Origin of the sequence: Xanthomonas sp. NCPPB 1062, assembly GCF_041481705.2 — a bacterium.
In the GTDB taxonomy this organism is placed as follows: Bacteria; Pseudomonadota; Gammaproteobacteria; order Xanthomonadales; family Xanthomonadaceae; genus Xanthomonas; species Xanthomonas euvesicatoria.
The window spans coordinates 36,056-61,964 of record NZ_CM192987.1 but is presented as its reverse complement, the minus strand read 5'-3'; the positions used below and the strand labels follow the sequence as shown (position 1 = coordinate 61,964).

Sequence of the window (25,909 nt, the reverse complement as noted above, 5' to 3'; positions counted from 1 at the left end):
AAAGTACCGCCCGGATGCGAAACGATGCCTGCGTTGCGCGCGCTGGCAGGCGTGCGGCGCAGGCCTTGTTTGGACGCGTTGCCCAGCACTTGGCGCGTATATCGCCGCGCATGCGGTGCGCTAGAACAGCGTTTCCTTGAACGGCAGCATGGCCGCGCCCAGCACGGTGGCATGCGCCGTCACCTGCCCAACCTGCAGCGTGGGATACGGCAATGCAACGCCACGCCGCGGCGCAGGTTCGAAGGCGATGCGGGCGATCAGCCGTTGCGCAAGATCGGTGGGCAGGCGCGCGCCAAAAACAATCACACGCGGATCGATCAACGCAATGATCGCCGCCACCGCAAGCGTCACGGTCGGCTCCACTGCATCCAGCCACGCATCGATCTGCGGCCAGGCCGCATCGTAGTGCTGCAGCATGGTGTGCAGGTCCGGCAGCGCGTGGCCATCGGCGGCCAGCGCCTGGCGCAGGCTTTCCAGGGTTGGCCGGGCCATGCCGGTGATGGCCGAGATGCGCCCCAGTTCGCCCACATTGCCGTGCGCGCCGCGGCGCACGTTGCCGGCCGCAATCACGCCGGCAGCAAAGCCGTCGGAGATCGACAGATACACCAGGTCCGGCGATTGGCGGCCAATGCCGTACACGGCCTCGGCCAGGGCGGCGCAATGGGCGTCGTTGTCCATCCAGACCGGTAGCTGCAGGCAATCGGCGACAAACCGGTCCAGCTCCACCTGCATCCATTCCGCTGCCAGCGACAAGGGCGGATTGACCCGGGTGCCGTCGCCGATGCGCGGGCCGGTCATGCTTAGACCGACGCCGAACACATGCTGCCGGTCCACGCCGGCCGCCGTTAGCAGCGCCTCCACCAGGGCCGGCAGTTGTGCACGCACCACCGCCAGCGTCAGCGGAAAAGCCGTGAGCTGGCGCATGCCGCGGACCTGGCCGGCGAAGTCGATCAGCACCACCGCAAAGCCATCGACCATCACCGACACCCCCACGCTGTATGCATACCCCGGCACCAGGCTCACCTGCGCGCTGGGTTGGCCACGGCCACGCCGCAACGAGGGCCGCAGCTGCAGCAGGCCGTGCGCCACCAGCGGGTCGACGATGCCCTTGATGCCGGGCACGCTGAGCCCGCTGGCGCGCGGCAGATCCGCACGCTCGAATTGCCCTGCCCTGCGGATCAGATCCAGCAGCAGGCGCTCGCTGGAACCGGCGGCCTGCCCATCGCTGCGGCGACGGTAATGCGAACGAATGGCTGCGTTTGCGAACAAAGAGGGCATGCAGGGCGAAACGTCCTTCGTTGTCATAATTGCTTTAATTAAGCAGCTTAATTTAATCCGTCCGCGGCCCTGCGTTGGGGCCACCGACGTTGATATCGTGCCATGCGCCTGTTGCATCCCCCTTCCCGCCCCACTCGCATTGCCCCGTCTTGGCCACAGCCTCCGCATGCGCTGTCGCTTGCGCTGGGGCTGGCCTTGATCGGCTGGCTTCCTTCGCACGCCACCGCAGCCGACATGTCCGGCGGAGGCGACGCGCTGACCCTGGACGCGGTGCAGGTGCGCAACCCGTTCCAGTCGCAGAACACGCGCGCCATCGCCACCAAGCAGGCGGCGCCCACCATCGTCGATTCGGTCGCCGCCGACAGCATCGGGCAACTGCCGGACTTCAATGTGGGCGATGCGCTGCGCCGGGTCACCGGCGTGAGCACGGTCGAGTACCAGGGCGAACCACGGTATGTGACGGTGCGCGGCCTCAACGGCAACTACAACAGCATGCTGATCGATGGCTTTGCCTTCGCCAGCAACGACATCGGTAGCCGCCAAGCGCTGATGGATGTGCTGCCGGCCAACTTCGTGGACCGCATCGATGTGGTGAAGTCGCTGCTGCCGGAGAACGATGGCGGCGCGATCGGTGGTGTCACCAATCTGGTCACCGCCACCGGCTTTGCCCGGCCCGACGGCCTGCTGACCGCCTCGGCCAAGGGCGGCGCCAACCTCATGGGAAGCCGCTATGGCGGCCGCACGCCGGTGGGCGAAGGCGAGCTGAAATGGGGCAAGCGCTTCGGGCGTGACGGCCAGTTCGCGTTTTTGGGGGCGGCCAGCGTCTGGCGCCGTGAGATTTCGGTGCCGCAGCAGGAAAATGGCGGCGCCCTCAATTGGTACAACGCCGACGGCACGCGCGCGTCGTCGGCCTATGGCGGCACCGGCGCGGCGGTGCCCAGCGAACGGCGCTGGTACAACTACGACAACACCCGCGAACGGCGCGGCGTCACCGCACGCGTGGATTGGCAGCCGGATGGTCCGCTCAGCGGCCATGTGTCCGGCTACACGTTCGACCAGCACGAATCTTCCGACCGCAATGCCCAGGTCGCCCAGGTGCAGAACAGCGCGCGCCTGACCCGCAGCGGCCCGCAAAGCGGCACGCTGGACAATCTCAACCAGCTCGTCGAGTTGGGGCAGCTGCGCTGGAAGCGCGGGCTGTCCGGCATCAACGGCGAACTGCTGGCCGAGCTGCCTGACCAGTGGCGCGGCGCGCTGCGCGCAAGTACCTCGCGCGCCACGGTGGACAACCCGCAGACCTGGGACCGCTTCCAGCAGAATGGCCTGGCTTACGGCTTCGATTGGAATGGCACCCTGCCGGCATTCACGGCCCTGGACCCGGCCCTGGCCGACGACCCGACCCGTTACGCCAACCTCAACCACCAGCAGGAGCGCACGACCTACGCCGAACGGGTGAGCGACCTGCAACTGGAGCTCCGTCGCAACATGGACGAAGACAGCCAGGGGCTGGGACTGGCCTTTGGCCTGCGACAGGTGCGCACGCACATGCAGACCGCGTTCCAGCGCACGACCTGGAGCGGGTTGCCTTATTCGCTGGCCGATGTGCTGGGCAACCCCACCTGCGCCCTGGGTTGCAATGCGCCCATGTTGATCATCGACCCGGACCTGGCCGACGCGCGCTGGGATGCGGTGTCCGGCCAGGCGCGCGGCGTGGCGGACATCACCGCGCAGAACAGCGGCACCTACAGCGTGGATGAGCAGGTGCGCGCCGGCTTTGCACAAGCACAGTGGCGCGGCGAGCGCTGGCGGTTGGCCGGCGGCGTGCGCCTGGAGCAGACCCGCTTCGGCAGCAGCGGCCAGCAATTGAGCGGCACCGTCTGGGCGCCTGTCAGTGCGCAACGCACCTACCGCAACTGGTTGCCATCGCTGGCCGGCCAGGTGCAGACCAGTGCCAACGGCACGTTACGCTTCGGCGCCTCGCGCTCGATCGGGCGACCGCGCCTGGACCAGATGGCGTTGAACGGCGGCGTGCTCACGCTGGGCAGCAACCCGCCCACGCTCAACCAGGGCAACCCGGACCTGCAGCCGCGTCGCTCGCAGAATCTGGACCTTGGCCACGACTGGACGTTCGACGACGGTGGCAGCCTGCTGTCGATCGCGCTGTTCCACAAGACCATCGACAACGAGATTTTCCGTTACGGCCAGCTGCAGAACATCGACGGCGAGCAGGTGCTGGTCACCCAACCGCGCAATACCGACCGGCCGGTCCGCATGCGCGGCGCCGAACTCGGCGCGATCAAGGAACTGGGCCCGTGGCTGCCCGCGCTGGCCGGGCTGTCGGTCGGTGCCAATGTCACCTTCCTGGACGTGGACTACCCGGTGGTGCTCGGCGATGGCAGCCGCACCACCTTGTCGGTGCTGCCGCAGCAGCCCAAGCAGCTGTGGAATCTGACCCTGAACTACACCCGTGGGCCGCTGCGCAGCACCCTGGCCTGGAGCCGTACCGGCGAGCTGTGGGACGACCGCTACCCCAACTACAGCAACCAGCAGGAGTTTTATCGCAACCGCTACCAACAGCCGCTGGACCGTCTCGACCTGAAACTGGCCTGGGATGTCTCGCCGGCAGTGGCAGTGAGCCTGGATGTGCTCAACCTGACCGGCCAGGGCTACGAATACCGCATCGGCCGCCACCAGGAATACGTGCAATCGGCCTGGAAAATGGCACCCACCGTGATGCTCGGCGTCAACGTCAAACTCTGAGGGTTTTTTCCATGTCGTCGTTTCTGGACACACGCATCAGCCGCCGTCACCTGATGGCTGCCACCGGCGCCTCGCTGCTGGCCACCGGTCTCACCACACGGGCCATGACGCCGCCGCCCTCGGATGTGGGCCGCAAGTTTCTGCGCTCGCGACGGCCGATGCCGTTTGCCGGCAATACCTTTGTGGGTCACCTGGAACAACAGGGCGATGGCTACGACAGCTTCGACCGCGTGCTGAACATCTACCGCGAGTTCCCCGAGCAGCGCTTTGCCCACAAGTTCGCCGTGCTGCCGCCGAGCAGCTACCACGTGACCTTGCTGGGCGGGGTCAATGAGATCGACCGTGCGCGTGGGCCCTGGCCGAGCGATCTGCCGCGCGACCATGCCTTGGCGGATATCAACGCGGCCTATCTGGCGCGGTTGAAGGAGCGCGCCGCACCGCCGCTGGGCGCTTGCCGCTTCCTGGTCAACCCCACCGCAGCCAGGACCGGCAATAACGACAATCTGCTGATTCCGTTGAAGCCGGCCGACACGCAAACCGCGCAGCGCCTGGAAGCTGCGCGCCAGGCGCTGATGCAACTGACACGTTTGCAGCGCCCCGACTACACCAACTTCCAGTTTCATATTTCGCTGGCCTACCTGTGCGACACGCTGGATGCGGCAGAACAGACGGCGTATCGCTCCGCGGTGCGCGGCTGGCTCACACAGCTGGCAGCCGCGGGGCCGATCACGGTGCCACGCTTTCATTTTTGTACGTTCAACGACATGGACGCGTTTCGCACGGTGCAAGAGGTCTGAGGTTGCGTGGAGTCGGCGGCGCAGCGATGTGCGCCGGCCACGTGGTTTCAGAACTCCCCGCCGCGCACAGAGCGCTTGGTTTTCTGCCTGGCGTGCTCGGCAAAGGCCTGGCGCTGCGCTCGTCTTGCGCATCGCCCGCTACCGGTGCGCTTGCGTCACCGCCGTGGTCATCTGCCACGCGGCACACTCCTGCTCGAACTCGGCCAGCGTCAGCAGCCCCATGCAGGCATGCGCACCGATCGGCAACCGATGCCCGGCGGCAAGTTTGCGTATCAGCAAGACCGCGGCGAAACACGGAATTTCCGGGCCGTGCAGCATCGCGGCGGTGAGGTCCCAGTGCAGCACCAGCGGGCGGCTTGCCCCGTCCGTGCCATCGCAGGTGCCGCGCAGCTCCACGCGCATGCCGCCCAGATCGGTGCCGAAGCGGTCGAACCAGCGCCCGGCGTTGGCAAACACATCGGCCAGGCGCTGCATCGGTAGCGGCACGCCGCGTCGACGTAGCCAGGCGACGCCGGCCAGGCAGCGCTGCAGGAACGGCACTTCCAGCGCCGCACGAAATTGCACGGTCTGCACGCCGGGATAGCGCTGCGGCAACAGGTCGTGATCGGGCACATCGCACGGCGAGGCCAGGCGTGGGGCGAGCTGCGCGAAGCGCACGCGCGTGGGGCGCGCCCAGCCCACCACCTGCTGCCAGCGGCCGGCCTGCCACCAGTGGAAGGGCGTGCCGCAATACGACAGCACCGCACGCACCGTGGCCAGGCCCAATGGCGTGCCCTGTGCGGGCGCGATGACGATGCCGATCTCGTGCAATGCCGAAAAGCGCGGCAACAGCGCATCGATCACCGCGCTGGACAACGCCGGCAAGGTACTGGCGCCGCTGATCGCCACGCGCTGGGCCTGCCGCGCGGCGGCATCCATCGCCGCGGGGAAATCGCGGACGAAGGCGCGGCCATCGGCCAGATCGATGTAGTGCATGCCGGCCTGCAGGCAGCAGCGGGCCACCGCGTACTCCTGTCCCTGGAACGGCCCGGCGGTATGCACCACCGCATCGGCACCGGTGGCCGCCAGCTGCGCAGGGAAGTCGCTGGCATCGATATCCAGGCGACAGGTGGAGATGCGACCGGGTGCGGCACCCGGCCATTTGGTCGCGACATCGCCCGGATGCCGCCCTGCCGCGATGACATGGATCTGCGCCGTTGCCGCCAGCGCACGCACGATGCGTGCACCGAAATGACCGAAGCCGCCCAACACCACTACCCGATACGTCATGGCCTGCCCGCCGCCTGTGTCTGTGCACAGTATCGGCGCGCGCACCGTCATCTGCGCTTGTGCTGTTGCGCGAGGGCACTCTGCGACTAACCGTCGATACGCGTCACGCGCCCGCTTCTCAGTGCTTCGCGCAATACCTTCAATGCCTGCTGCGTGGCCAGGCGGGATGCACCGGCCTGCTTGCTCGCCAACTCGGCCTGCCGTTGCGCCAGTGCCTGTTGCTGCCTGGACAACGCCTGCAGCGCATCGGGGGTTGCAGGCGGCTGCGCCGAGGTGGAGGTCGTGGCCGATGCGGTGCGTGTCGAGGCCTGCAGCAGGCGCGGCGCGGCATGCGCAGACAGCTGCGCGGCGAGTGCGGCCTGCCGTTCGCTCAAGGCCTGCTGACGTGCGGCCAACCCGGCTTGCGCGTCGGCCAATTGCTGGCTGCGCAGATGCGCCACGGCCAGCTGATGGAGCAAGGTCGGGTCGCGCACCAGGTACTGCTTGCCATCGGCGCGAAACCACAACACCCGTCTTCCATCGCCAGCGTAGCGGCGCGCCGTCTGCAGATCATCGGGCGTGCCGTGCATCACTTCGCGATCGCCATGTACCAGCACGTAGGCATCGCCTTGGCTCTGCGTGTTTGCAATGGCATGGCCGCAGGATGTCGGCATGCCCATGCGCGGCCGTGCCGGCACAGTAACTGCAGTCGGTGCAGCGGGAGCGACCGGTGGCGCTGGAGAAATGGCAGGCGCAGCGGGCGCTGCTGGTGCCGTCCGGGCACCGGCGACGGCAAGCGCAGGCGTCATCGAGACGGCCGGCGCTAGCGGAGCGATCGCAGGCGCGCGCCGTGCCGCGACAACCGGCACGGTTCGCGCAACGGTACTCTCCGGCGTGACTGGCGCAACCGTTGCAATGCCATCCACAGGCAAGACATCGGCAATGGATGCAAGCTGCGTTGTTGCTGACGCAGCAGAACCAACAAATACCGGTGCAGCAGGTGAGCTGCGCACACCGGCAACTGCAGGCACGGCAGAGGCGTGTGCGATGGCCGCGCCGCCGGCAACTGCGGCAAGGGCCAACAGCAACGCCGAGCGCAGGCACAGCACGGGGGAAGTGGTCTGGATCATGTGAGATCTCCACGAAAGGCACAGCGAGTTGAGTGCCGCCTGCGCAGGGCACGCAGGCGGATGGAAACAGCGATCACGCGGCCACGGCGTTGCCGACGCTGCAGGCGTCGTGACGCAGGAGTGCCGGGCTGTGGCGGGCCCGTGGTGATGCAGGTGCTGCCGTTACCCAGGCGATGCCAATGCAGTGCGCCGGCCGCTGCTTGGCGTCGGGACCTGCGCCGAAAAGCAGCGAAAGGTGACTCCACTCACCGCCCGGTGGGTGCCGGGCGGTGCTCTGAAACGGCATGTACCGCGCCTACACTGCGATTCCGATCGCGCTGGCCACGCCCACCCGACGACTGCTCGCGACGCTCTGTTCTCCGCTGTTACTGCGGCCGCGCGTGTGCCGGCCGTGCACGGCCGGATGTGCAGCGGGCTGCATGCCATGCGTTGCTGCTCCGTGGCCAACGGAACCCCATCGCCGCGGTAACGTGCGGTCTACCGCGAGCCGCGCTGGTTCTCCCTACTGGGCCGCTGGGGCAGCCGGCAAACCGGTGCGAACAGCTGTCGGCGATGGCGATCGGCTGGCGTAATGCGCGCGCCAAGAAGCGATGCGTTCCCGAACCTGCACGTGGTGCATGCCGACTGCTGGTACCGACCATGCGCCCCTGACGGTGAGCGCAGCCGTCTGGTCGATCGCGCCTAGTTGTTCTTCGCCCGCTCTGCTTCTGCTTGCGCTTGGTCTGCCTCTGCTTGCGCTTTTTCGGCCTCGCGTTGCGCTTGCGCCGCTTCCCGTTGCCCACGTTCGGCCTCGGCGCGGCCCTGAAGAGCGGCCTGCTTGGCCATTTCGACCTGGTGCCGCGACAGCGCGTCCGCCTGGCGCACCGCGGCCGCATACGCGTATTGCGCCTGACGATGCTGTTGCGTCATTTCGCGAATCTGCTGCTCGGCTTGCCGCGCTTGCTGTTGCGCTTCCTGTTTGGCCTGCGCCAGTTCCGGGCCTAACGAGGCCAGTTGTTCGCGTGCGTCCTGCAATGCGTCCTGCGCGGCCTGCATGCGGTCTTGCTGCAGTTCAAGGTCGTGGTTGTCGGCAGCGAGCGCATCGTGCACGGCGGCTTGCGCGTCACGGCGGGCATCGCGGCGGATGCGGTCCAGGTCGAGATTCCAGCCGCTGTCTATCGGGTCTGCGTCCTCGTCATGCAGCGGTTCGGCGCCCAGCACATCGGCGATGACACCGTGCGTGGCAGGGGCGGCCACTTGCGCAGGCGCAGCTGGCAGCGCCGGCAACGCGCGCATCGGCGCTGCGGCGTCGGCAGGCTCCGCCGTGCTGCTGACCTGTGCACGCGGCGCTGCCGGGGCCGTCACCACGACCGGCTGCATGCCGGCAGACGTCACCGGTGCCGGCACCGGCATGGCCACCAGGCGCAGCGGCAGCACACCGCAGACCGCCACTGCGGCCAGAATCATCGCGGCAGCCAGCCGCGGAAACGCGTGGGTGTCCTGCAACATCGACAGCCTGCGCTTCAAGCTGATGAACGAAGGCGAGGCGCTTGCCACGCCACCGCGCGGGCGCGGCGCCACACCCAGTTGCAGCAACAAGCGGCCGTAGTCGTGGCGGCAATGGCGGTGCCCGGCGACCACGGCGGCATCGCAGGCGGCTTCGCGGGCGATTGCATATTCGCGCGCGGCCAGATGCACCAGCGGGTGGAAGAAGAACAGGTGCTGCGCCAGCGCCGGCAGCAAGCCCCACCACAGATCGCCACGACGCAGATGGATCAGTTCATGGGTCAGCGCCATGTCCAGATCGTCATCGGCCATGTGCGGCAAGCGTGCAGCGGGCAACAGCAACACCGGTTGCCACGGGCCGATCAACTGGGGCGAATCGATCTGCGCCGACAGCCGCAGCGCCGGCGGGCGCGACAAGCCATGCGCTTCAGCAGCCATCTGCAACGCCTGCACCAGGGCGCGGTCGTTGCAGGGCTGCGCGGCGCGCACCAATGCACGGCTGCGCAGATAGGCGCGCGCCGTGCCGGCAGCCAGCACCAGCACGCCGGCCGCCCACAGTGCCAGCAATGCCACCGGCCAGGTCGACCGGGCGCCAACCTGCATGGCCTGCGCGGTGACGCCCGCATGCGCGGCCGTGGATGCCGCGGCGGTGGCGTTTGCCAGTGGCGCCAGGCTGTCGGCCGAGCCCAGCGCCGTGGTCACGCTGTGCGCCGGCAGCACCGGCAACTGCACCGGGTTGCTCCACACCAGGCCCACCACCGCCTGCACGCCCACCAGCCACCACAACCAGGTCTGCGTGGCTGCCGGCAGGCGGCGCACGCCGCGGCACAGCGCCCACACCACCAACACCAGCACCGCGGTCTGCACGCTGGTGGCGCCAAGCTTCCATAACACCGCTTCGATCAGGGGCGACATGACTCAATCCTCCTTGCGCTGCGATTGCAGCTTGGCAACCAATGCTTCGAGTTCGGCCAGTTCGGTATCGCTGACTTCGGCGCGTTGCGACATCCACGCCACGAACGGCGACACCGAGCCCTGCAGGGTCTTCTCGACGAACTGCCCCACCGCCCCGCGCACCACATCGTCCTGGCCGGCGGTGGCGCTGTAGCGGTACACACCCTCGACCTGCTTGCGGCGCAGGAAGCCCTTGGCCCGCAGCCGCTCCATCATGGTCAGCACGGTGGAGCGGGCGAGCCCGCGCGGCTCGCCGAACGCCCCCGCCACTTCGCCCACGCTGGCATGCCGCTGTTCTTCGATGTATTGCAGCAGGGCCAGCTCCTGGTCCCCGATGGTCTTGCCGCGCATGGCGCTCTCCATGACTACAGTTGTCGCTACCGTAGGCCTGACGACAGCTGTAGTCAATAGGTCGGATGGCAGGGGGGCGTGTGGGTGGCCGTGGCGTCTGTGTCCCTTTGCCAAGGCCCGATGGCACGGGCAACCGCTTGCGCGCAGAAGCTCGCCACGCGCTGGCGGACCTGGCGCACGTTCAACAGAACGGCGCCACCGCCCTACCCCTTCAACACCAACGACGCGTCCGGATAGCGGGCGCAGATGAAATCCACGAAGGCGCGCACCTTCGGCGCTGCCAGGCGCCGGGAGGTGTGCAATACCCACAATGCCGGCGCCACGCCGGAGATCGTTCCCCACTGCAGCAATTGGCCGCGTGCGAGTTGCTGCCACGCGATCGACTGCGGAATCAACGCAACGCCGCCACCGGCAATCACCGCATCGCGCACCATCAGGAACGAGGAAAACCGCATCCGCGGAATCGGCTCCAGGACCAGGCGCCCACCATCCAGTGTCCAGGTCGTGGGCTCGAAGCTGGACATCACCACGCCGGGCACCGGATGCACCGCATCGCCAGACGGCATGGCGATGGACGGTGCGGCCACCACCACCAACCGGTCCTTGGCAAAGCAACGCCCGACCAGGCGGCTGTCCGGGCTTGGGTTGATGCGGATGGCGACATCGAACTGCTCTTCCATCAGATCGACAGTGCGGTCCTCGGCCACCACCTCCAGCGTGATCTCCGGATAGGCCGCACAGAAGTCGGCGCCGATGTGCCCCATCGCCAGTTGGGAGAACAACACCGGGGACGCCACGCGCAAGCGGCCGCGCGGCGATGACAACCCCTCGCGCGCGGCTGTCATCGCCTCGGCCACCTCGCTCAGCGGCACCTGGGTGCGCTCCATCAACTGCTGTCCTGCCTCGGTGAGCTTGAGTCCACGGGCACTGCGCTCGACCAGGCGCACCCCTAGCTGTTCCTCCAGCTCGGTGATGCGCCGCGACAAGGTCGCCTTCGATCTGCCGCTCGCGCGGCTGGCCTTGCCCAGCCCCTGGTTGGCGGCCACCAGCGAGAAATCGATCAGGGCATTGAGGTCCATGCTGTTCCACATCTGAAACGGGATGTCTACATCCTGGCGTCTTCGTACTGGCAGTGCAACGGCATATCGTTGCCCTACCCACCGGGCGGCCGCACCGGCAGCAGCACCACCGCACCGGCCGCTTCGCTCCGATCCAACCGTCCATCCAACGCAGGAGATTCACCATGAGCATTCTCGTCACCGGTGCCACCGGCACCGTCGGTTCCCTGGTCACCCAAGGCCTTGCCGACGCCGGCACGCAGGTCAAGGCGCTGGTCCGCCAGCAAGGCAAACGCTCCTTTCCGGCAGGTGTCACCGAAGTGGTGGCAGACCTCACCGACGTCGCATCGATGCGCGCCGCACTGGCATCGGTGCGCACGCTGTTCCTGTTGAATGCGGTCACCCCCGACGAAGTGACCCAGGCGCTGATCGCATTGAATCTGGCCAAGGAAGCCGGCATCGAGCGCATCGTGTATCTGTCGGTGATCCATGCCGACACGTACACCAACGTGCCGCACTTCACCGGCAAGCACACCGTCGAGCGCATGATCGAAAGCCTGGAAATTCCGGCAACGATCCTGCGGCCGGCGTACTTCATGCAGAACGAAGGCATGGTGCAGCAGACGATCACCGAATACGGCCTCTACCCGATGCCGATCGGCGCACAGGGCATCGCGATGATCGATGCGCGCGACATCGCCGATATCGCGGTCGTCGAGCTGCTGCGCCGCGACCGTGCGGACGGTCCGTTGCCACCCGTCACGCTCGACTTGGTCGGCCCGCAGGCACTGACCGGGGTGGATGCGGCCAAGGTCTGGAGCGCAGCGCTTGGGCGCGAGATCGCCTACGCCGGCGATGACGTGGCCGCCTTCGAAGCACAGCTGGCGACGTACGGCCCGTCGTGGCTGGCCTATGACATGCGCCTGATGATGGCCGGCATCCAGCGCCTGGGCATGCATGCGGCAGAGGGCGCGGTGGCGCAGTTGCAGGCGCTGCTGGGACGTCCGCTGCGCACCTACGAAGCCTTCGTGCGCGAGGCGACTGCGCCGGCGTGAGCGCAGGCGGCGTAGCAAACGCGGGGATTCTCGCGCTTGCTACGCGATGTGCGCGGCGTCAGGTCGGTTCGCGGTTGCGTTAGTGCGCCTGCGCAGGCACCAGGTCGAAGATCTGTTCGGTTGCCGCATCTACCGCAGCGCGCGTGTACAGCAGCGGGAAATAGCGTCCCTTGAGCCATAGCGGTGCGAGGTCGCGATAATGCGGGCTGGTCGGGTCGCCGGACTGGCCGGGGTAATTCATGGCGCGAGAGTTATCCCAATTGCCCAGGTCGATGATCAATCGTGCAGAAGGACCGATCGTCTGGCGAAAATCGGCAGGGTCGTAGCTGGACTGATTCGGCGTATAAGGGCTGCCGCCCTTGGCGAACGGACCGACATCAAGCAGCGCGCGATCGGCCCCGGCAACCGCGCTCATCGCATGCGAGATCTTGTTGGTATGCAGTTTGCCCCATTGCCACTGCGAGGCATCGGGGCCTTGCAGCGAGACAAGCGCCTGGTACGCACTGCGCAACGACTGCAGCAGCAACTGGTCGCGGCGTGCGGCCGGTGTTGCGCCGAACGCGGCGCCAGGATGTTCCAGCGCATCCAGCATGGCCGCGGCATCGGGCGCGCCGAAGCTGTCGGCCTCCGACGGCTGCAATCGCAACGCTTTGTATGCATTGCCCAGATAGCGACTGAACCAGACCTCTTCCAGCGCTGCGGCGGGGGACGTAGCGCTGACCTCGCCATTCCATGGCCGCAGCAGCGTCAGTGCGGCGCTGATATCAGGGTCCTGCGAACGCAGCGGTCGCAACAATGCGGCCAGGCGTTGCGCGGGCAACGCGACCTGATCGTTCTGCAGTTTTTCCGAATCCTCCAGCGTCACCTTGGGCAGCTGCGAGAGCACCTGGGTAATGCGGGCATGGCGAGCCTCATTGGCCCACTCGAAGCCAAGTTTGCGCTGCGCAACCGGGTAGCCGGCGGGCAGGTTCATCTCGTTGGAGGTGGTGATGAAGCCGGCTCTGGGATTCTTCGACCAGGGCAACACCGTGCTGTCCCAGAAGCCGTTCCATTCGTAGCGGCCATCGCCGGGCACGGGCAGCAATCCATCGCCGTGATCGCGGCGCGGGGTCATGCCGGCGGTGGCCCAGCCGATGGTTCCGCCGACATCTGCATAGACCTGGTTGACCGACGGCGCTCCCCAATGGGCGAGTGCGGCCTTGAACTGCACGAACGCGTTGCTGCGCAGGTAGCGTAGCGAGCCCAGATAGGGCGCCGCGCCGGGCTGGCTCCATACCGACCGCAGCGCATACGCCACATGTTTTTCGACATCGACATAGATCACCGGCCCGTGACGGGTGAATTGCAGCTCTGTTGTCACCGGCGCGGCGCCGCGCACGGCGATCTGTTCGTGCTCGCTGCGCAGCGGCTCCCATTTGCCCTGGTACCAGTACGCCGCGTTGTCGTCTGGACGCAACCGATACACGTATAAATCTTCCTGATCGATGTTGAAGATGGTCAGGCCGAACGCGCTGGTTCGGTTATGCCCGATCGCGATGCCAGGCGCGGTGGGCTCGCCGGCACCGATGATGTCCAGACCAGGGCTGTTGAGATGCACGAAGTAGCGAAGACTGGGCACGTTGTAGGCCCGATGCGGGTCGTCCGCCAGCACCGCGTGACCGGTGGCGGATTTCTGCGACGCGATGACCCAGTTGTTGCTGCCTTCGGCAGAGGCGTCCTGGTCAATGGCCGATGACGTCGATGCGATTGCCGCAAGTTGCGTGCTTGCGCTCAGCTTGGGGCTTTGCGTCGCCAGCTCGTAGACCTTCAGCACGTCTTTCGGCAGACACGGGTCCAGCCCGTCCGGCAGCGTGGTGGTCCAGGCCGGCTGCAGTCTCAGGCGTATCGCATCGACAGCCAGCGAGGCCTTGCAGGCGACGTTCGCACGCGCCACTTCGCTTTTGACATTACGGCTCAGGCCGGTGGTGCGGATGCGCAGCACATCCTCCGGCGCCCAGCGTTCGGGGCGATACCCCAGCTTGTCGAATTCGTAGGGCAGTGCCTGCGGGTGACTGTCCAGCCATGCGATATACGCATTGATGCCGGCGACGAATCGGCCCACGTCGCGCCGCGCAGTAGGCCCGTAACTGCTCCATTCCTGTGCCATGTCGCCGCGATACAGAAACAGCCGCGCGGCACGGTCCTGTTCCACATAGGTTGGCCCGAACGCATCGGAGAGATGGCCCAGCCCTTTGCGGCGAAGTAGATCCAGCTGAAACAAACGGTCTCGCGCCACATTGAAACCCTGCACGAAGAACGCGTCGTCGTCGGTCTGCGCGTAGATATGTGCCAGGCCCCACCTGTCCACGCGGATCTGCGCCGGCCGTTGGAGACCTGCCACCGTCATGGTGGCCTGGCTGGGCGCGGGCGCTGCACGTGCAACCGAAGGCGGCAGCGCCGCGCAGGCAACCAATGCAAGCAGCAGCGGTTTGATGGTCATGCGACTGATCGTCTGGGTTGGAAGCAGGAGTCTGCACCTCTCGCGCTGCTGGGCGAGGCGCTGTCCGGAAACGCTAGATTGGCAAGCGAATCCAGGTAGCCCAGCGTTGGCGCAGCGTGTCCGGCGCGCTGACGATCATCGGCAGACACGGGTGAGGCCCGTCTCTGACACGCTGCCGCGCAGCATCTTCATGCCATCCCGACAACGCCACCTTCACGCTTGCGGCATTCTTGCCCTGGAGCTTCCCGATGATCCGTATCCTCGCCCCACTCGCTGCCGCTGCGTTGTTGTCGGCCTGTGCCTCCAACCAGGTGGCGCAGGTGCAGCCCATCGACGGCGCCATCTCCGGCCAGTGCCATAGCGACAAGGTGCGTGGTGCGGTGGGTCTGGCGGCGGCCGCGCAGACCATCGAACGTGCACGCGTGGATAGCGACAGCCAGCGCGTCATCGTGCGCCGCGGCGAGCGCGCGACCGGCGGCACCACCGCCAGCGGCCTGGCCGACCCGGCCCAGGGCGCCAGCGAAAGCGGCGGCGATCAGCTCACCATCGAAACCGGCCCGAACAACAGCATCACGGCCATCTATTGCGGTTGAGGATTCGGGATTCGGGAATCGAAATTCGGGATCCGGTACGGCACTCGCTGCTGTCTGCGTCCCGAGGCGGCCACCTGGAATGGTTGACACCGCGTCGCTGATCGTCGCCAGGCGGACATGAGCGACGCGCAGGAACCGGCGTGCGCGCGGTACGTGATGCCCGCACACGCCGACACCCTGGCTGTGGCGAATGCCGTGGCGTGTCAGCCTCGGGCGCTTAGGCCGACTTGCGCCTTGCCGCAGACGTCGACTGCGTCTTGAGCCTGCTGCGCGAAGCGCTCAAAAACTTCAGCGTGGCCGCTTCCCACTGGCGCTCGCCACGCACACCGGTGGCCATGGCCTGCAGCTGGCCCGCACGCCAGCCTTCGAAGACGCATGGGTCGATGTAGGCCTTGCGACACACCGAGGGCGTATTGCCCAAGGCATCGGCCACCTCACGGATGACATCGTTCTGCACTTGCTTGAGCGCACGTTCGCTGCTGCGCTCGGGGAGCGGCAGCCGGGCCAGGCGTTGCAGCGCGGCCAATGTGCCGCCCCAGGTGCGGAAATCCTTGGCGGTGAAGTCTTCGCCCATCGCCTCGCGCAGATAGTCGTTGACCTGCCCCGAATCCACCGGCTGCAACTGGCCGTCGTCGTCGCGGTACTGGAACAGCGATTGCCCCGGCAGCTGCTGGCATTGCCGGATCAGTTTGACCAGTTGCTTGTCGTCCACTTCGATATCGTGGTCCTGGCCGCTCTTGCCACGGAATTTCAGCCGCGCGCGTCCGCCCTTCAGAAATTCCATGTGCCGGTTGCGCAGCGTGGTCAGCCCGTACGAGCGATTGCTGCGCGCGTATTCGGCATTGCCGACGCGCACCAGGGTGTCGGCCAGCAACGCCACCACGATCGCCAGCACCTTTTCGCGTGGGAATCCCGGCAGCACCAGATCGCGACGCAACCGCCGCCGCAACTTGGGCAGCGCAGTACCGAAGGCGATCACGCGTTCGAACTTGCCTTCGCCGCGGACCTGCGCCCAGTCGGCGTGATAGCGGTATTGCTTGCGCCGCCGCGCATCGCGCCCGGTTGCCTGCAGGTGGCCATTGGGCTTGGCGCAGATCCACACGTCGGTATAGGCCGGCGGAATCGCCAGCGAACGGATACGCTGCAAGGTGTCGGCATCGGCGATGCGTTGCCCGTCGGCATCGCGGTAACTGAAGCTCTTGCCGGCCTTGCGGCGACTGATGCCGGGCTGTTGGTCGTTGACATAGGTCAGCCCGGCCGCACGCGCGGTCGCCTTGGCCTGCGCCACAGCGGCTGCGCTTGCCACAGCGGCCGTGGCGACGGCGGCGCCGGTGGCGACCGCCGCGAGCTTGCCGGCGGTACTGACGGCGACTGCGGCATTGCGAACAACACGTTTGGCTTTCATTGCGCACAGGTCAAGGGACTGGCCGCGATTGTTGGCCGCAGCAAGACTAGGCTGCGTCAACGCTACGACAACGCCGTGTGCGCAAGCCATGCCCGTCGCGTGACTTTGTGCTTATGCTTGGGCATCCCCCCTTTGCTGGAGTGATCGATGCGCGCTGTTCTACCTGTTGCTCGCCTGACCTGCACCCTGGTGATGCTGGCTGCATTGACTGCCTGCAACAAACCGCAACCCGATGAGCAGGAAGCCGTCACCGCCAAGGCCCAGCACGCGGCCGAACAAGCCGCTGCGCCCGCACCGGATGCAGCGCCGGAAGCGCCGCCGATCGGCACTTGCGATGCCACCCAGGTGCAATCGCTGGTGGGCCAGCCGTTGACCGATGCGGTGGGCGAACAGGCACGCAGCGATGCCGGCGCCAAGTCGGTGCGTGTGCTCAAACCCGGCCAGATGACCACCATGGAATTCAATGGCGAACGGCTCAATCTGGAAGTGGACGCCAAGAACGTGATCTCCTCGGTGCGCTGCGGCTGAGACGGCCTTGGCGCCTGTCGCAAGACCGGCGCCAAGCCTGCTGGCACAAGGGGTTGCAGCGGTTCTCGTTGCAGCTGTAACGGTGTATTGCGGCACCGCATCAACTGTGGTCTAGTCGATCATCCGGTGACCTCTTCGAACGCTCCACGGATCGAGCGCTGCGACGTCGTCGCCGCTCTCCTAAGATCGCAAAGAGGCAGACATGGCCCCCCGCACTCGCCAAGGGCTCAACGACTACGGTCTCTACAACAGCGTGCGCGACGAGCGCGACGCGTGTGGTTTTGGCATGGTCGCCCAGTTGGACGACCAACCCTCCCGCGCGCTGGTGGATACCGCGATTGCGGCGCTCTCGCGCATGACCCACCGCGGCGGTGTCGCCGCCGACGGGCTCACCGGCGATGGCTGCGGCCTGCTGATTCGCAAACCCGATGCATTCCTGCGCGGGCTCGCGCGCGATGCCGGCATCCCCCTGGGCACGCGCTACGCGGCCGGTGTGGTGTTCCTGCCGCTGGACGAAAGTGAGGCCGCGCGATGTCGCGCCGAACTGGAAGCGCAGCTGCAGGCCGCCGGCGTGCAGCTGCGCGGCTGGCGCGTGGTGCCCACCGACGACAGCGTGTGCGGCCAGCTGGCGCGCGACACCTTGCCGCGCATCGAGCAGCTATTCGTCGATGCCGGTGCGGAGCAGACCGAAGACGGCTTTACCCTGGCGCTGTTCCTGGCGCGCCGTCGCGCCGAGCAGCAGCTGCAGGGCGTGCCGGACTTCTACGTCACCACCCTCTCGCCCAACGGCATCAGCTACAAGGGCATGGTGCTGCCGGACAAGCTGAGCACGTTCTACCCGGATCTGCAGCGCAGCGACCTGTCCTCCAGCGCAATTGTCTTTCACCAGCGCTTTTCCACCAACACGCTGCCGCGCTGGCCGTTGGCGCACCCGTTCCGGCTGCTCGCGCACAACGGGGAAATCAACACCATCGAAGGCAACCGGCGCTGGGCGCAGGCGCGCAGCAAGGTGTGGCAGACCCCGCGCTTTGACATTGCCGAATTCGATCCGGTGATCTCCATGCACGGCTCCGATTCGCAGAGCCTGGACAACATGCTGGAGCTGCTGATCGCCGGTGGCATGGACCTGCTGCAGGCGCTGCGCATCCTGGTGCCGCCGGCGACCCAGTCGCTGGAGTTCAAGGACGCCGACCTGGCCGCGTTCTACGAGTTCTACGGCCTCAATACCGAACCCTGGGACGGCCCGGCCGGCATCGTGGCCTGCGACAGCCGCTACGCGGCCTGCATGCTCGACCGCAACGGCCTGCGCCCGGCGCGCTGGATGCTGACCTCCGACCGCCACTTCCTGGTCGCCTCCGAAGCCGGCGTGTGGGAATTGCCGGCCGAGCGCATCACCCGCAAGGGCAAGCTGGGCCCGGGCGAGATGATGGCCATCGACCTCAAGCGCGGCGACCTGCTCGATTCCGATGCCATCGACCGCATCAACCGCGCGCGCGCGCCGTACAAGCAATGGCTGCAGCAGGGCGTGACCTACCTGCAGACCGAGCTGATCGACCCCTCGCTGGTAGAGGAGCCCTTCAGCGAGCAGACCCTGCGCAGCTATCACAAGCTGTTCCAGCTCAGCACCGAGGAAGTGGAACAGGTGCTGCGCCCGCTGGCCGAGACCGAGCAGGAAGCCACCGGCTCGATGGGCGACGACACCCCGATGGCGGTGCTCAGCCGCCAGACCCGGCCACTGTACGACTACTTCCGCCAGGCGTTCGCGCAGGTCACCAACCCGCCGATCGACCCGCTGCGCGAAGGCATCGCGATGTCGCTCACCACCCAGCTCGGCAGGGAGACCAATATCTTCCATGCCGGTGCGGAGACGGTGAACCACGTCATCCTCAACTCGCCGGTGCTCAGCCAGCGCAAGCTGCGCCAGCTGCTGAAGATGGAGCAGTACGTCGAGCGCAACCGCCTGATCGACCTGTCCTACAGCCTGGAAGAAGGCCTCAAGGCCGGGCTGGAGCGCATCTGCCAGGAGGTGGAAGCCGCCGCGCGCGACGGCGCGGTGATGCTGCTGCTGTCCGACCGTTACCCGGTGCCGGACCGGCCGATGGCGCATGCGCTGCTGGCCACCGGCGCGGTGCATCACCACCTGTGCAAGGTGGGCCTGCGCTGCGACGTCAACCTGATCATCGAGACCGGCACCGCGCGCGACCCGCACCACATGGCCTGCCTGCTCGGCGTCGGCGCCACCGCGGTGTATCCGTACCTGGCTTACCAGACGCTGTTCGACCTGGGTCGGCGCGGCATCCTGCAGCTGAGCAAGGGTGGCGAGCAGTCGCAGATCGGCCGCCGCTATCGCAAAGGCATCTACAAGGGCCTGTCCAAGATCATCTCCAAGATGGGCATCTGCACCATCGCCAGCTATCGCGGTGCGCAGCTGTTCGAGATCGTCGGGCTGGACCCGGACGTGGTGGACCTGTGCTTTGCCGACACCCCGGCGCGTATCGGCGGCGTGGATCTGGCACGGCTGGACACCGAGGCGCGCGAGCTGACCGTGCGCGCCTGGAACGACCAGCTCAAGCCGGAAGTGGGCGGGCTGCTGAAGTACGTGCACGGCGGCGAGTACCACATGTACAACCCCGACGTGGTCATGACGCTGCAGCGTGCCACCCGCACCGGCGATGCCGGCGACTGGCAGAAGTACGTGGACGCGGTGCATGCGCGCCCGGCCTCCACGCTGCGCGACCTGGTGCAGCTCAAGCGTGCCGACACCCCGACGCCACTGGATCAGGTGGCCCCGGCCGAAGATGTGCTGCGGCGCTTCGACAGCGCCGCAATCAGCCTGGGCGCGTTGTCGCCCGAGGCGCACGAAGCGCTGGCCATTGCGATGAACCGCCTGGGCGGGCGCAGCAACTCCGGCGAAGGCGGCGAAGATCCGGCCCGCTACGGCACCGAGAAGCGCTCCAAGATCAAGCAGGTGGCCTCCGGCCGCTTCGGCGTCACCCCGGAATACCTGGTCAATGCCGAGGTGCTGCAGATCAAGGTCGCCCAGGGCGCCAAGCCCGGCGAGGGCGGCCAGCTGCCCGGCCACAAGGTCAACGAACTGATCGCCCGGCTGCGCTACGCCAAGCCCGGCATCGGCCTGATCAGCCCGCCGCCGCATCACGACATCTATTCCATCGAAGACCTGGCGCAGCTGATCTACGACCTCAAGCAGGTCAACCCGACCGCGCTGGTCTCGGTGAAGCTGGTGGCGCATGCCGGCGTCGGCACGATTGCCGCCGGCGTGGTCAAGGCCGGCGCCGACCTGATCACCGTGTCCGGCCATGACGGCGGCACCGGTGCCAGCCCGGTCAGTTCGATCCGCTATGCCGGCGTGCCGTGGGAACTGGGCGTGGCCGAGTCGCACCAGGCGCTGGTGGCCAACGATCTGCGCGAGCGCACCATTCTGCAGACCGATGGCGGCCTGAAGACCGGCCTGGACGTGGTCAAGGCCGCGCTGCTCGGCGCCGACAGCTTCGGCTTCGGCACCGCGCCGATGATCGTGCTGGGCTGCAAGTACCTGCGCATCTGCCACCTCAACAACTGCGCCACCGGCGTGGCCACCCAGGACGAGCGCCTGCGCGCCGGCTACTTCACCGGCCTGCCGGAGCGGGTGGAGCACTTCTTCCGCCTGCTGGCCGAAGAAGTGCGCCAGTGGCTGTCGTACCTGGGTGTGCGCTCGCTGGACGAGATCGTCGGCCGCACCGACCTGCTGGAACAGCTGGAGGTTTCGCCGCGTCCCGGCGTCAAGGTCGACCTCTCGCGCCTGCTGACGCATGCCCGCTACGACGGCAGCCACTGCGCCGCCCAGCGCCTGTACGAATCGCCCGACAGCCTGGCCACGCAGATGGATGGCCTGCTCGCCGGTGCGATCGCGCACAAGAGCGGTGGCGACCATCGCTTCCTGATCCACAACACCGACCGCTCGATCGGCGCACGCCTGTCCGGCGCCATCGCGCGCGCGCACGGCAACCACGGCATGAGCGATGCGCCCTTGAACCTGCGCTTCCGCGGCACCGCCGGGCAGAGCTTCGGCGCGTTCAACGCCGGTGGCCTGCAGCTGGAGCTGGAAGGCGAAGCCAACGACTACGTCGGCAAGGGCATGGCCGGCGGGCGATTGGTGGTGCGTCCGCCGCGCGGCGCGCGCTTCGAGGCACGCAACACGCCGATCGTCGGCAACACCTGCCTGTACGGCGCCACCGGCGGCGAGCTGTTCGCGGCCGGGCGCGCAGGCGAACGCTTTGCGGTGCGCAACTCCGGCGCGCTTGCGGTGGTGGAAGGCGCCGGCGACCACTGCTGCGAATACATGACCGATGGCATCGTGCTGGTGCTGGGCAAGGTGGGCCTGAACTTCGGCGCCGGCTTCACCGGTGGCCTGGCCTACGTGCTGGATATCGAACGCGACTTCGTGGACCGCTACAACCACGAGCTCATCGACATCCACCGCGTCTCGGCCGAAGGCTTCGAGAACCATCGCCAGCATCTGCATACGCTGATCAGCCGCCACCGCGAGCTGACCGGCAGCATCTGGGCGCAGCAGATCCTTGACGAGTTCCGCGACTACATCGGCAAGTTCTGGCTGGTCAAACCCAAGGCCGCCAGCATCGAGTCGCTGACGGAGTCACTCAGGCGGGCGGCCTGAGTGACGGGATTGGGGATTCGGGATTGGGGATTCGCTCAAGCCATGCGACCTGTCGTCGCCTTGGCAAATCCCGATGTCCGAATCTCCACTCCCTGCTCTCACGCGTCGATTGCTGTTCGAGATTCGCACTGCGTCAGACCCATGTCGCCCGCTGTTGCGAATCCCCAATCCCAACTCCCGAATCCCAGCCCCTATGAGCCGCAAGCAAGCCTTCCAATTCCTCGACCTGCCCCGGACCATGCCCACGCGCATTCCGGTGGAACTGCGCACCTCCGGCGACTGGGGCGAGTTGTACGGCAAGTTCGACAAGGCCGATGCGCAATACCAGGCCGGCCGTTGCCTGGACTGCGGTAACCCGTATTGCAGCTGGAAATGCCCGGTACACAACGCCATCCCGCAGTGGCTGCAGCTGGTGCAGGAAAACCGCATCGAGGAAGCCGCCGCGCTATGCCATTCCACCAACCCGCTGCCGGAAGTGTGCGGGCGGGTGTGTCCGCAGGACCGCCTGTGCGAAGGCAGCTGCACGCTGGAGGAATTCGGCGCAGTCACCATCGGCGCGGTGGAGAAGTACATCGTCGACACCGCCTTCAAGATGGGCTGGCGCCCGGACCTGGGCAACGTGCAGCCGACCGGCCACCGCGTGGCGGTGATCGGCGCCGGCCCGGCTGGGCTGGCGTGTGCGGACCGGCTGGCGCGTGCCGGCATCGAGGCGGTGGTCTACGACCGCTATGAGCAGATCGGCGGGCTGCTGCAGTTCGGCATCCCCAGCTTCAAGCTGGACAAGTCGGTGATCGGCAAGCGCCGCGAGATCCTCGAAGGCATGGGCGTGCAGTTCCGCCTGGGCGTGGAGATCGGTAAGGACGTCAGCATCGAGCAGTTGCTGGGCGAATACGATGCGGTGTTCTTAGGGACCGGCGCCTATCGCTACACCGACGGCGGCCTGCCCGGGCAAGACCTGAAGAACGTGCTGCCGGCGCTGCCGTTCCTGGTGCAGAACAGCCGCATCGTCAGCGGCAACGACCCGCACGGCCGGCCGATCGCCGGCTGGGAAGACCAGCTCGCCCTGCCCGACCTCAGCGGCAAGCGCGTGGTGGTGCTGGGCGGCGGCGATACCGGCATGGACTGCGTGCGCAGCGCCATTCGCCTGGGCGCGGCCAAGGTCACCTGCGCCTACCGCCGCGACGAAGCCAGCATGCCCGGCTCGGCGCGCGAGGTGGCCAACGCGCGCGAAGAAGGCGTGCGCTTTTTGTTCAACCGCCAGCCGCTGTCGATCGAATCCGGCGCCGACGACGAAGCCATCGGCGTGACCGTGGTGGAAACCAGATTAGGTGAGCCCGATGCCAGCGGCCGCCGCAATGCGGTGCCGGTGGAAGGCAGCGAATCGCTGCTGGAAGCGGACGTGGTAATCATCGCCTTCGGCTTCTCGCCCACCCTGCCCGACTGGTTGTCCTCGCAGGGCGTGGAAGCCGGCAGCAACGGCCGCATCGTCGCCCCGGCCGACGGCAACGGCCGCCTGCCCTACCAGACCAGCAACCCGCGCCTGTTCGCCGGCGGCGACTGCGTGCGCGGTGCGGACCTGGTGGTCACCGCAGTGGCCGAAGGCCGCGATGCGGCGGGAAGCATCGTGCAGCTGCTGGGGGTGAACGCGCAGGTCAAGGAGCCGGCTGCGGCGTGAGGGACGCTGGCCCCATGCTCAGGTCACTCGTTACCTGTTTACTGATCTTGACAGCCAGTAGCGCTACTGCAGCGCCGGCCGCCACATGCCAAGAATCGGACAATCTGCGGTTTGATCACTTGCCTCTTTCCATCGTGCAGATGGAGCAGATTGGTCTCACGTACGCCGCTAAAAATACAAAGGCACCGCAAGTGCCGTTTGCTTATGGCAACAAAGATTGGTTGTGGCTCAAGAAGCAGTACCGCTCTGGTGATTATTTCGTGGCTTATGAACAGCTTTGGCCGGCCAGTGGCAAGCCATTTGACTGGGGTTATGCACTTGTTCGAGGAAAATGTGTACTTGGCGTGCTGACAACTCGAACTTCATAGGCCGATCCAGTAACGCTACTCAATAGATTGCACAGCTTGAATGCTGCAGGCGCGCCTGCTCCCGTAAAGGCTCTTGACATGACCATTGCTGTTTATATCGACAGCTGCGCGTGGAACTATCTTTATGAGAAAGCGATAGATCTCCTACGTGAGCTCCCCCCTGACACGTATGCGCTATACCTAACTCGAGAGGTGGAAATCGAACTTGAGGCAATCCCAGACGGCGAAAAAAAGCAACCGCTCAAGGCTTACATCAAATCTAGTATCGAGAGGTCGTCCATAAAGACAACTTCGGTATTCGGCTTTAAAACCCATAGAATTGATGGCATACCTTCAAAGGTCCAGGTTTATGGGGGGTTTGGCCAGGGAACGTTTCAGTCCGCTACAGATCGCGCATTTTATGCGTCACCTGAGATCAAATCCCAGTTGGTTGGCAAAAAACCACGTAAGAGCAGGCTGAGTGCCAATCAAGCTGATGCCTCTCTGGCTGCCCGCTCATTTGGAGCCTTCGTGCTGACCACTGATAAAAATAAGGGGCCCTTAAAAACGGCTTCAAAACTTGGTGCAAAGATTGTCTATCTCACTGCCGAAGTAGAAAAAAGTGGGCTCACGCTAGGGCAATACATGGCATCGCTGCAGCAGGCCGTATGAGTAGATTTAACGTGTAGCCCATCCTTAAAGTGGCGCTATGTTCATATGCCACCGCCTGCGTCCGACGGACGCAAGCGGTGGCATCACATCCTGACGCATCGCGACTCAGGCCGCCTTATCCAACGTCGCCATATCGATCACGAAGCGGTACTTCACGTCGCTCTTGAGCATGCGCTCGTAGGCCTCGTTGATCTGGTCGGCGCGGATGGTTTCGATGTCCGAGACGATGTTGTGCTTGGCGCAGAAATCCAGCATTTCCTGGGTCTGGCGGATGCCGCCGATCAGCGAGCCGGCCAGGGTGCGGCGCTTCATCACCAGGTTGAACACCGCCGGCGACGGGTGCGACTGCTCGGGCACGCCCACCAGCACCATGGCGCCATCGCGCTTGAGCGCGTTGAGGAACGGGTCCAGGTTGTGCGGCGCGGCCACGGTGTTGAGGATGAAGTCCAGGGTGTTGTACTGCGCAGCCATCTGCGCTTCGTCCTTGGAAATCACCACTTCGCTGGCGCCCAGGCGCATCGCATCGGCGCGCTTGCTCTCGGAGGTGGTGAACAGCACCACGGTGGCGCCCATCGCCTTGGCGATCTTCACCGCCATGTGGCCCAGGCCGCCCAGGCCGACCACGCCCACCTTCTGGCCCGGACCCACCTTCCAGTGTGCCAGCGGCGAATAGGTGGTGATGCCGGCGCACAGCAACGGTGCCACCGCGGCCAGGTTGTCGCTGTGGGTGATGCGCAGCACGTATTTCTGGTCGACCACGATATGGTCGGAATAGCCGCCGTAGGTGTTCTCGCCGCCGCCGAACATCGGCCCGTTGTAGGTGCCGGTGAACCCCTGTTCGCAATACTGTTCTTCGCCTTCCTGGCAGGAGGCGCAGCTGCGGCAGCTGTCGACCATGCAGCCGACACCGGCCAGGTCGCCGACCTTGAAGCCGGTGACCGCATTGCCGACGGCGGTCACGCGGCCGACGATCTCGTGGCCGGGCACCGAGGGGTACAGCGTGTTGTGCCATTCGTTGCGTGCGGTATGCAGGTCCGAGTGACACACGCCGCAGTAGGCGATGTCGATCTGCACGTCGTTGGGGCCGGGCGCGCGGCGTTCGAACACGAACGGGGCAAGTGGTTGATCGGCGGCCTGGGCAGCGTAGGCGTGGGCTGTGCTCATGGGAAAACTCCGGGGGGGTGTTGCGTCGTCGGCAAGGCGCGCCAACAACGGGAAGAAAGGGTCGGTAGCTTAAAACGCGCGGATGTCGCACTCCTGCGACAGTGCGTCTTACCTGGTCTCTTGCGAACGCGAGCGCAGCGGCATGATGCGCCTTGCGCGTGTTCGCACGCGGTCAAATCCGCGCCATGCGCGTGAATGGCGCACTAACGTGCGAGCTCCCAGACTCACGCAGCAGCAGATCGCGCTGCACCATCT

At 66.3% G+C, this 25,909-nt stretch carries 18 protein-coding genes and 1 other RNA gene; 10 read left to right on the top strand and 9 right to left on the bottom strand.

The genetic code is table 11. The features are described from left to right. Nucleotides 1-120: 120 nt before the first annotated feature. A complete protein-coding gene (locus tag ACCQ16_RS00255) occupies nucleotides 121-1,278 on the bottom strand; it encodes an ROK family protein (protein ID WP_033478806.1) in 1,158 nt (385 codons plus the stop codon). Nucleotides 1,279-1,380: 102 nt separating this feature from the next. Here ACCQ16_RS00255 and ACCQ16_RS00250 point away from each other — a divergent pair, with 102 nt between their 5' ends. Beyond that, the gene (locus ACCQ16_RS00250) at nucleotides 1,381-4,038 is read left to right on the top strand and encodes a TonB-dependent receptor (protein ID WP_277573397.1); all 2,658 of its coding nucleotides are present in this window, start codon (nucleotides 1,381-1,383) and stop codon (nucleotides 4,036-4,038) included. Between the two features lie 11 nt (nucleotides 4,039-4,049). Further along, on the top strand, nucleotides 4,050-4,835 hold the full coding sequence (locus tag ACCQ16_RS00245) for a DUF1868 domain-containing protein (RefSeq protein ID WP_277573398.1): 786 nt from the start codon (nucleotides 4,050-4,052) through the stop codon (nucleotides 4,833-4,835). A 138-nt stretch (nucleotides 4,836-4,973) separates the two neighbouring features. Here ACCQ16_RS00245 and ACCQ16_RS00240 read toward each other — a convergent pair whose 3' ends face one another. Together ACCQ16_RS00240 and ACCQ16_RS00235 are read right to left on the bottom strand one after the other, a co-directional pair. Then, nucleotides 4,974-6,155 carry a saccharopine dehydrogenase family protein gene (locus ACCQ16_RS00240; RefSeq protein ID WP_169306447.1) on the bottom strand — a complete coding sequence of 394 codons (1,182 nt, stop codon included), beginning with the start codon at nucleotides 6,153-6,155 and terminating at the stop codon, nucleotides 4,974-4,976. Between the two features lie 35 nt (nucleotides 6,156-6,190). Continuing rightward, a complete protein-coding gene (locus ACCQ16_RS00235; RefSeq protein ID WP_127166473.1) occupies nucleotides 6,191-6,757 on the bottom strand; it encodes a hypothetical protein in 567 nt (188 codons plus the stop codon). A 740-nt stretch (nucleotides 6,758-7,497) separates the two neighbouring features. On the opposite strand from ACCQ16_RS00235, the gene ACCQ16_RS00230 reads away from it, so the two are divergent. After that, nucleotides 7,498-7,574: non-coding RNA, sX9 sRNA (locus tag ACCQ16_RS00230), on the top strand. A gap of 320 nt (nucleotides 7,575-7,894) precedes the next feature. Here the strand turns inward: ACCQ16_RS00230 and ACCQ16_RS00225 are convergent. The 3 genes from ACCQ16_RS00225 to ACCQ16_RS00215 form a co-directional block, all read right to left on the bottom strand. Next, nucleotides 7,895-9,613, bottom strand: a complete 1,719-nt coding sequence (locus ACCQ16_RS00225; RefSeq protein WP_277573399.1) for a M56 family metallopeptidase — start codon at nucleotides 9,611-9,613, stop codon at nucleotides 7,895-7,897. 3 nt (nucleotides 9,614-9,616) lie between these two features. Further along, nucleotides 9,617-10,015 carry a BlaI/MecI/CopY family transcriptional regulator gene (locus tag ACCQ16_RS00220; protein WP_008572904.1) on the bottom strand — a complete coding sequence of 133 codons (399 nt, stop codon included), beginning with the start codon at nucleotides 10,013-10,015 and terminating at the stop codon, nucleotides 9,617-9,619. 191 nt (nucleotides 10,016-10,206) lie between these two features. Further along, nucleotides 10,207-11,082, bottom strand: coding sequence for a LysR family transcriptional regulator (locus ACCQ16_RS00215; protein WP_014088886.1), 876 nt, complete (start codon nucleotides 11,080-11,082; stop codon nucleotides 10,207-10,209). A 164-nt stretch (nucleotides 11,083-11,246) separates the two neighbouring features. Between ACCQ16_RS00215 and ACCQ16_RS00210 the strand changes: the two genes are divergently transcribed. After that, the gene (locus ACCQ16_RS00210; protein WP_277573400.1) at nucleotides 11,247-12,116 is read left to right on the top strand and encodes an NmrA family NAD(P)-binding protein; all 870 of its coding nucleotides are present in this window, start codon (nucleotides 11,247-11,249) and stop codon (nucleotides 12,114-12,116) included. A gap of 79 nt (nucleotides 12,117-12,195) precedes the next feature. On the opposite strand, the gene ACCQ16_RS00205 is transcribed toward ACCQ16_RS00210, so the two are convergent. Next, the gene (locus ACCQ16_RS00205; protein ID WP_277573401.1) at nucleotides 12,196-14,595 is read right to left on the bottom strand and encodes a penicillin acylase family protein; all 2,400 of its coding nucleotides are present in this window, start codon (nucleotides 14,593-14,595) and stop codon (nucleotides 12,196-12,198) included. A gap of 248 nt (nucleotides 14,596-14,843) precedes the next feature. Here ACCQ16_RS00205 and ACCQ16_RS00200 point away from each other — a divergent pair, with 248 nt between their 5' ends. Then, nucleotides 14,844-15,188 (top strand): hypothetical protein, encoded by a 345-nt coding sequence (locus ACCQ16_RS00200; RefSeq protein WP_008572913.1) that lies wholly within the window; start codon nucleotides 14,844-14,846, stop codon nucleotides 15,186-15,188. A gap of 217 nt (nucleotides 15,189-15,405) precedes the next feature. Here ACCQ16_RS00200 and ACCQ16_RS00195 read toward each other — a convergent pair whose 3' ends face one another. Further along, on the bottom strand, nucleotides 15,406-16,683 hold the full coding sequence (locus tag ACCQ16_RS00195; protein WP_014088883.1) for a DNA topoisomerase IB: 1,278 nt from the start codon (nucleotides 16,681-16,683) through the stop codon (nucleotides 15,406-15,408). A 57-nt stretch (nucleotides 16,684-16,740) separates the two neighbouring features. Here ACCQ16_RS00195 and ACCQ16_RS00190 point away from each other — a divergent pair, with 57 nt between their 5' ends. The 5 genes from ACCQ16_RS00190 (at nucleotide 16,741) to ACCQ16_RS00170 (ending at nucleotide 24,490) form a co-directional block, all read left to right on the top strand. Further along, on the top strand, nucleotides 16,741-17,121 hold the full coding sequence (locus tag ACCQ16_RS00190; RefSeq protein ID WP_371886696.1) for an I78 family peptidase inhibitor: 381 nt from the start codon (nucleotides 16,741-16,743) through the stop codon (nucleotides 17,119-17,121). Nucleotides 17,122-17,323: 202 nt separating this feature from the next. Then, complete coding sequence (gene gltB, locus ACCQ16_RS00185) at nucleotides 17,324-21,796, top strand: glutamate synthase large subunit (RefSeq protein WP_277573402.1); 4,473 nt, start codon at nucleotides 17,324-17,326, stop codon at nucleotides 21,794-21,796. A gap of 193 nt (nucleotides 21,797-21,989) precedes the next feature. Then, nucleotides 21,990-23,471: a glutamate synthase small subunit GltD family protein gene (locus tag ACCQ16_RS00180; RefSeq protein ID WP_014088881.1), complete on the top strand. Its 1,482-nt coding sequence runs from the start codon at nucleotides 21,990-21,992 to the stop codon at nucleotides 23,469-23,471. 119 nt (nucleotides 23,472-23,590) lie between these two features. Continuing rightward, nucleotides 23,591-23,839 (top strand): hypothetical protein, encoded by a 249-nt coding sequence (locus ACCQ16_RS00175; RefSeq protein WP_277573403.1) that lies wholly within the window; start codon nucleotides 23,591-23,593, stop codon nucleotides 23,837-23,839. Between the two features lie 78 nt (nucleotides 23,840-23,917). After that, nucleotides 23,918-24,490: a hypothetical protein gene (locus ACCQ16_RS00170; protein WP_029818103.1), complete on the top strand. Its 573-nt coding sequence runs from the start codon at nucleotides 23,918-23,920 to the stop codon at nucleotides 24,488-24,490. 105 nt (nucleotides 24,491-24,595) lie between these two features. Here ACCQ16_RS00170 and ACCQ16_RS00165 read toward each other — a convergent pair whose 3' ends face one another. Continuing rightward, on the bottom strand, nucleotides 24,596-25,654 hold the full coding sequence (locus ACCQ16_RS00165; protein ID WP_008572924.1) for an NAD(P)-dependent alcohol dehydrogenase: 1,059 nt from the start codon (nucleotides 25,652-25,654) through the stop codon (nucleotides 24,596-24,598). Between the last annotated feature and the right edge of the window lie 255 nt (nucleotides 25,655-25,909).

What these genes read in the sequence shown, in the direction of transcription:
- ACCQ16_RS00250 (WP_277573397.1), top strand. Translation starts at nt 1,381, where the DNA reads ATGCGCCTGTTGCATCCCCCTTCCCGCCCCACTCGCATTGCCCCGTCT.
- ACCQ16_RS00195 (WP_014088883.1), bottom strand. Translation starts at nt 16,683, where the DNA reads ATGGCTTGCGCACACGGCGTTGTCGTAGCGTTGACGCAGCCTAGTCTT.
- ACCQ16_RS00235 (WP_127166473.1), bottom strand. Translation starts at nt 6,757, where the DNA reads ATGCCGACATCCTGCGGCCATGCCATTGCAAACACGCAGAGCCAAGGC.
- ACCQ16_RS00190 (WP_371886696.1), top strand. Translation starts at nt 16,741, where the DNA reads ATGCGCGCTGTTCTACCTGTTGCTCGCCTGACCTGCACCCTGGTGATG.
- ACCQ16_RS00245 (WP_277573398.1), top strand. Translation starts at nt 4,050, where the DNA reads ATGTCGTCGTTTCTGGACACACGCATCAGCCGCCGTCACCTGATGGCT.
- ACCQ16_RS00165 (WP_008572924.1), bottom strand. Translation starts at nt 25,654, where the DNA reads ATGAGCACAGCCCACGCCTACGCTGCCCAGGCCGCCGATCAACCACTT.
- ACCQ16_RS00170 (WP_029818103.1), top strand. Translation starts at nt 23,918, where the DNA reads ATGACCATTGCTGTTTATATCGACAGCTGCGCGTGGAACTATCTTTAT.
- ACCQ16_RS00225 (WP_277573399.1), bottom strand. Translation starts at nt 9,613, where the DNA reads ATGTCGCCCCTGATCGAAGCGGTGTTATGGAAGCTTGGCGCCACCAGC.
- ACCQ16_RS00215 (WP_014088886.1), bottom strand. Translation starts at nt 11,082, where the DNA reads ATGGACCTCAATGCCCTGATCGATTTCTCGCTGGTGGCCGCCAACCAG.
- ACCQ16_RS00255 (WP_033478806.1), bottom strand. Translation starts at nt 1,278, where the DNA reads ATGCCCTCTTTGTTCGCAAACGCAGCCATTCGTTCGCATTACCGTCGC.
- ACCQ16_RS00200 (WP_008572913.1), top strand. Translation starts at nt 14,844, where the DNA reads ATGATCCGTATCCTCGCCCCACTCGCTGCCGCTGCGTTGTTGTCGGCC.
- ACCQ16_RS00220 (WP_008572904.1), bottom strand. Translation starts at nt 10,015, where the DNA reads ATGGAGAGCGCCATGCGCGGCAAGACCATCGGGGACCAGGAGCTGGCC.
- ACCQ16_RS00240 (WP_169306447.1), bottom strand. Translation starts at nt 6,155, where the DNA reads ATGACGGTGCGCGCGCCGATACTGTGCACAGACACAGGCGGCGGGCAG.
- ACCQ16_RS00180 (WP_014088881.1), top strand. Translation starts at nt 21,990, where the DNA reads ATGAGCCGCAAGCAAGCCTTCCAATTCCTCGACCTGCCCCGGACCATG.
- ACCQ16_RS00210 (WP_277573400.1), top strand. Translation starts at nt 11,247, where the DNA reads ATGAGCATTCTCGTCACCGGTGCCACCGGCACCGTCGGTTCCCTGGTC.
- ACCQ16_RS00205 (WP_277573401.1), bottom strand. Translation starts at nt 14,595, where the DNA reads ATGACCATCAAACCGCTGCTGCTTGCATTGGTTGCCTGCGCGGCGCTG.
- gltB (WP_277573402.1), top strand. Translation starts at nt 17,324, where the DNA reads ATGGCCCCCCGCACTCGCCAAGGGCTCAACGACTACGGTCTCTACAAC.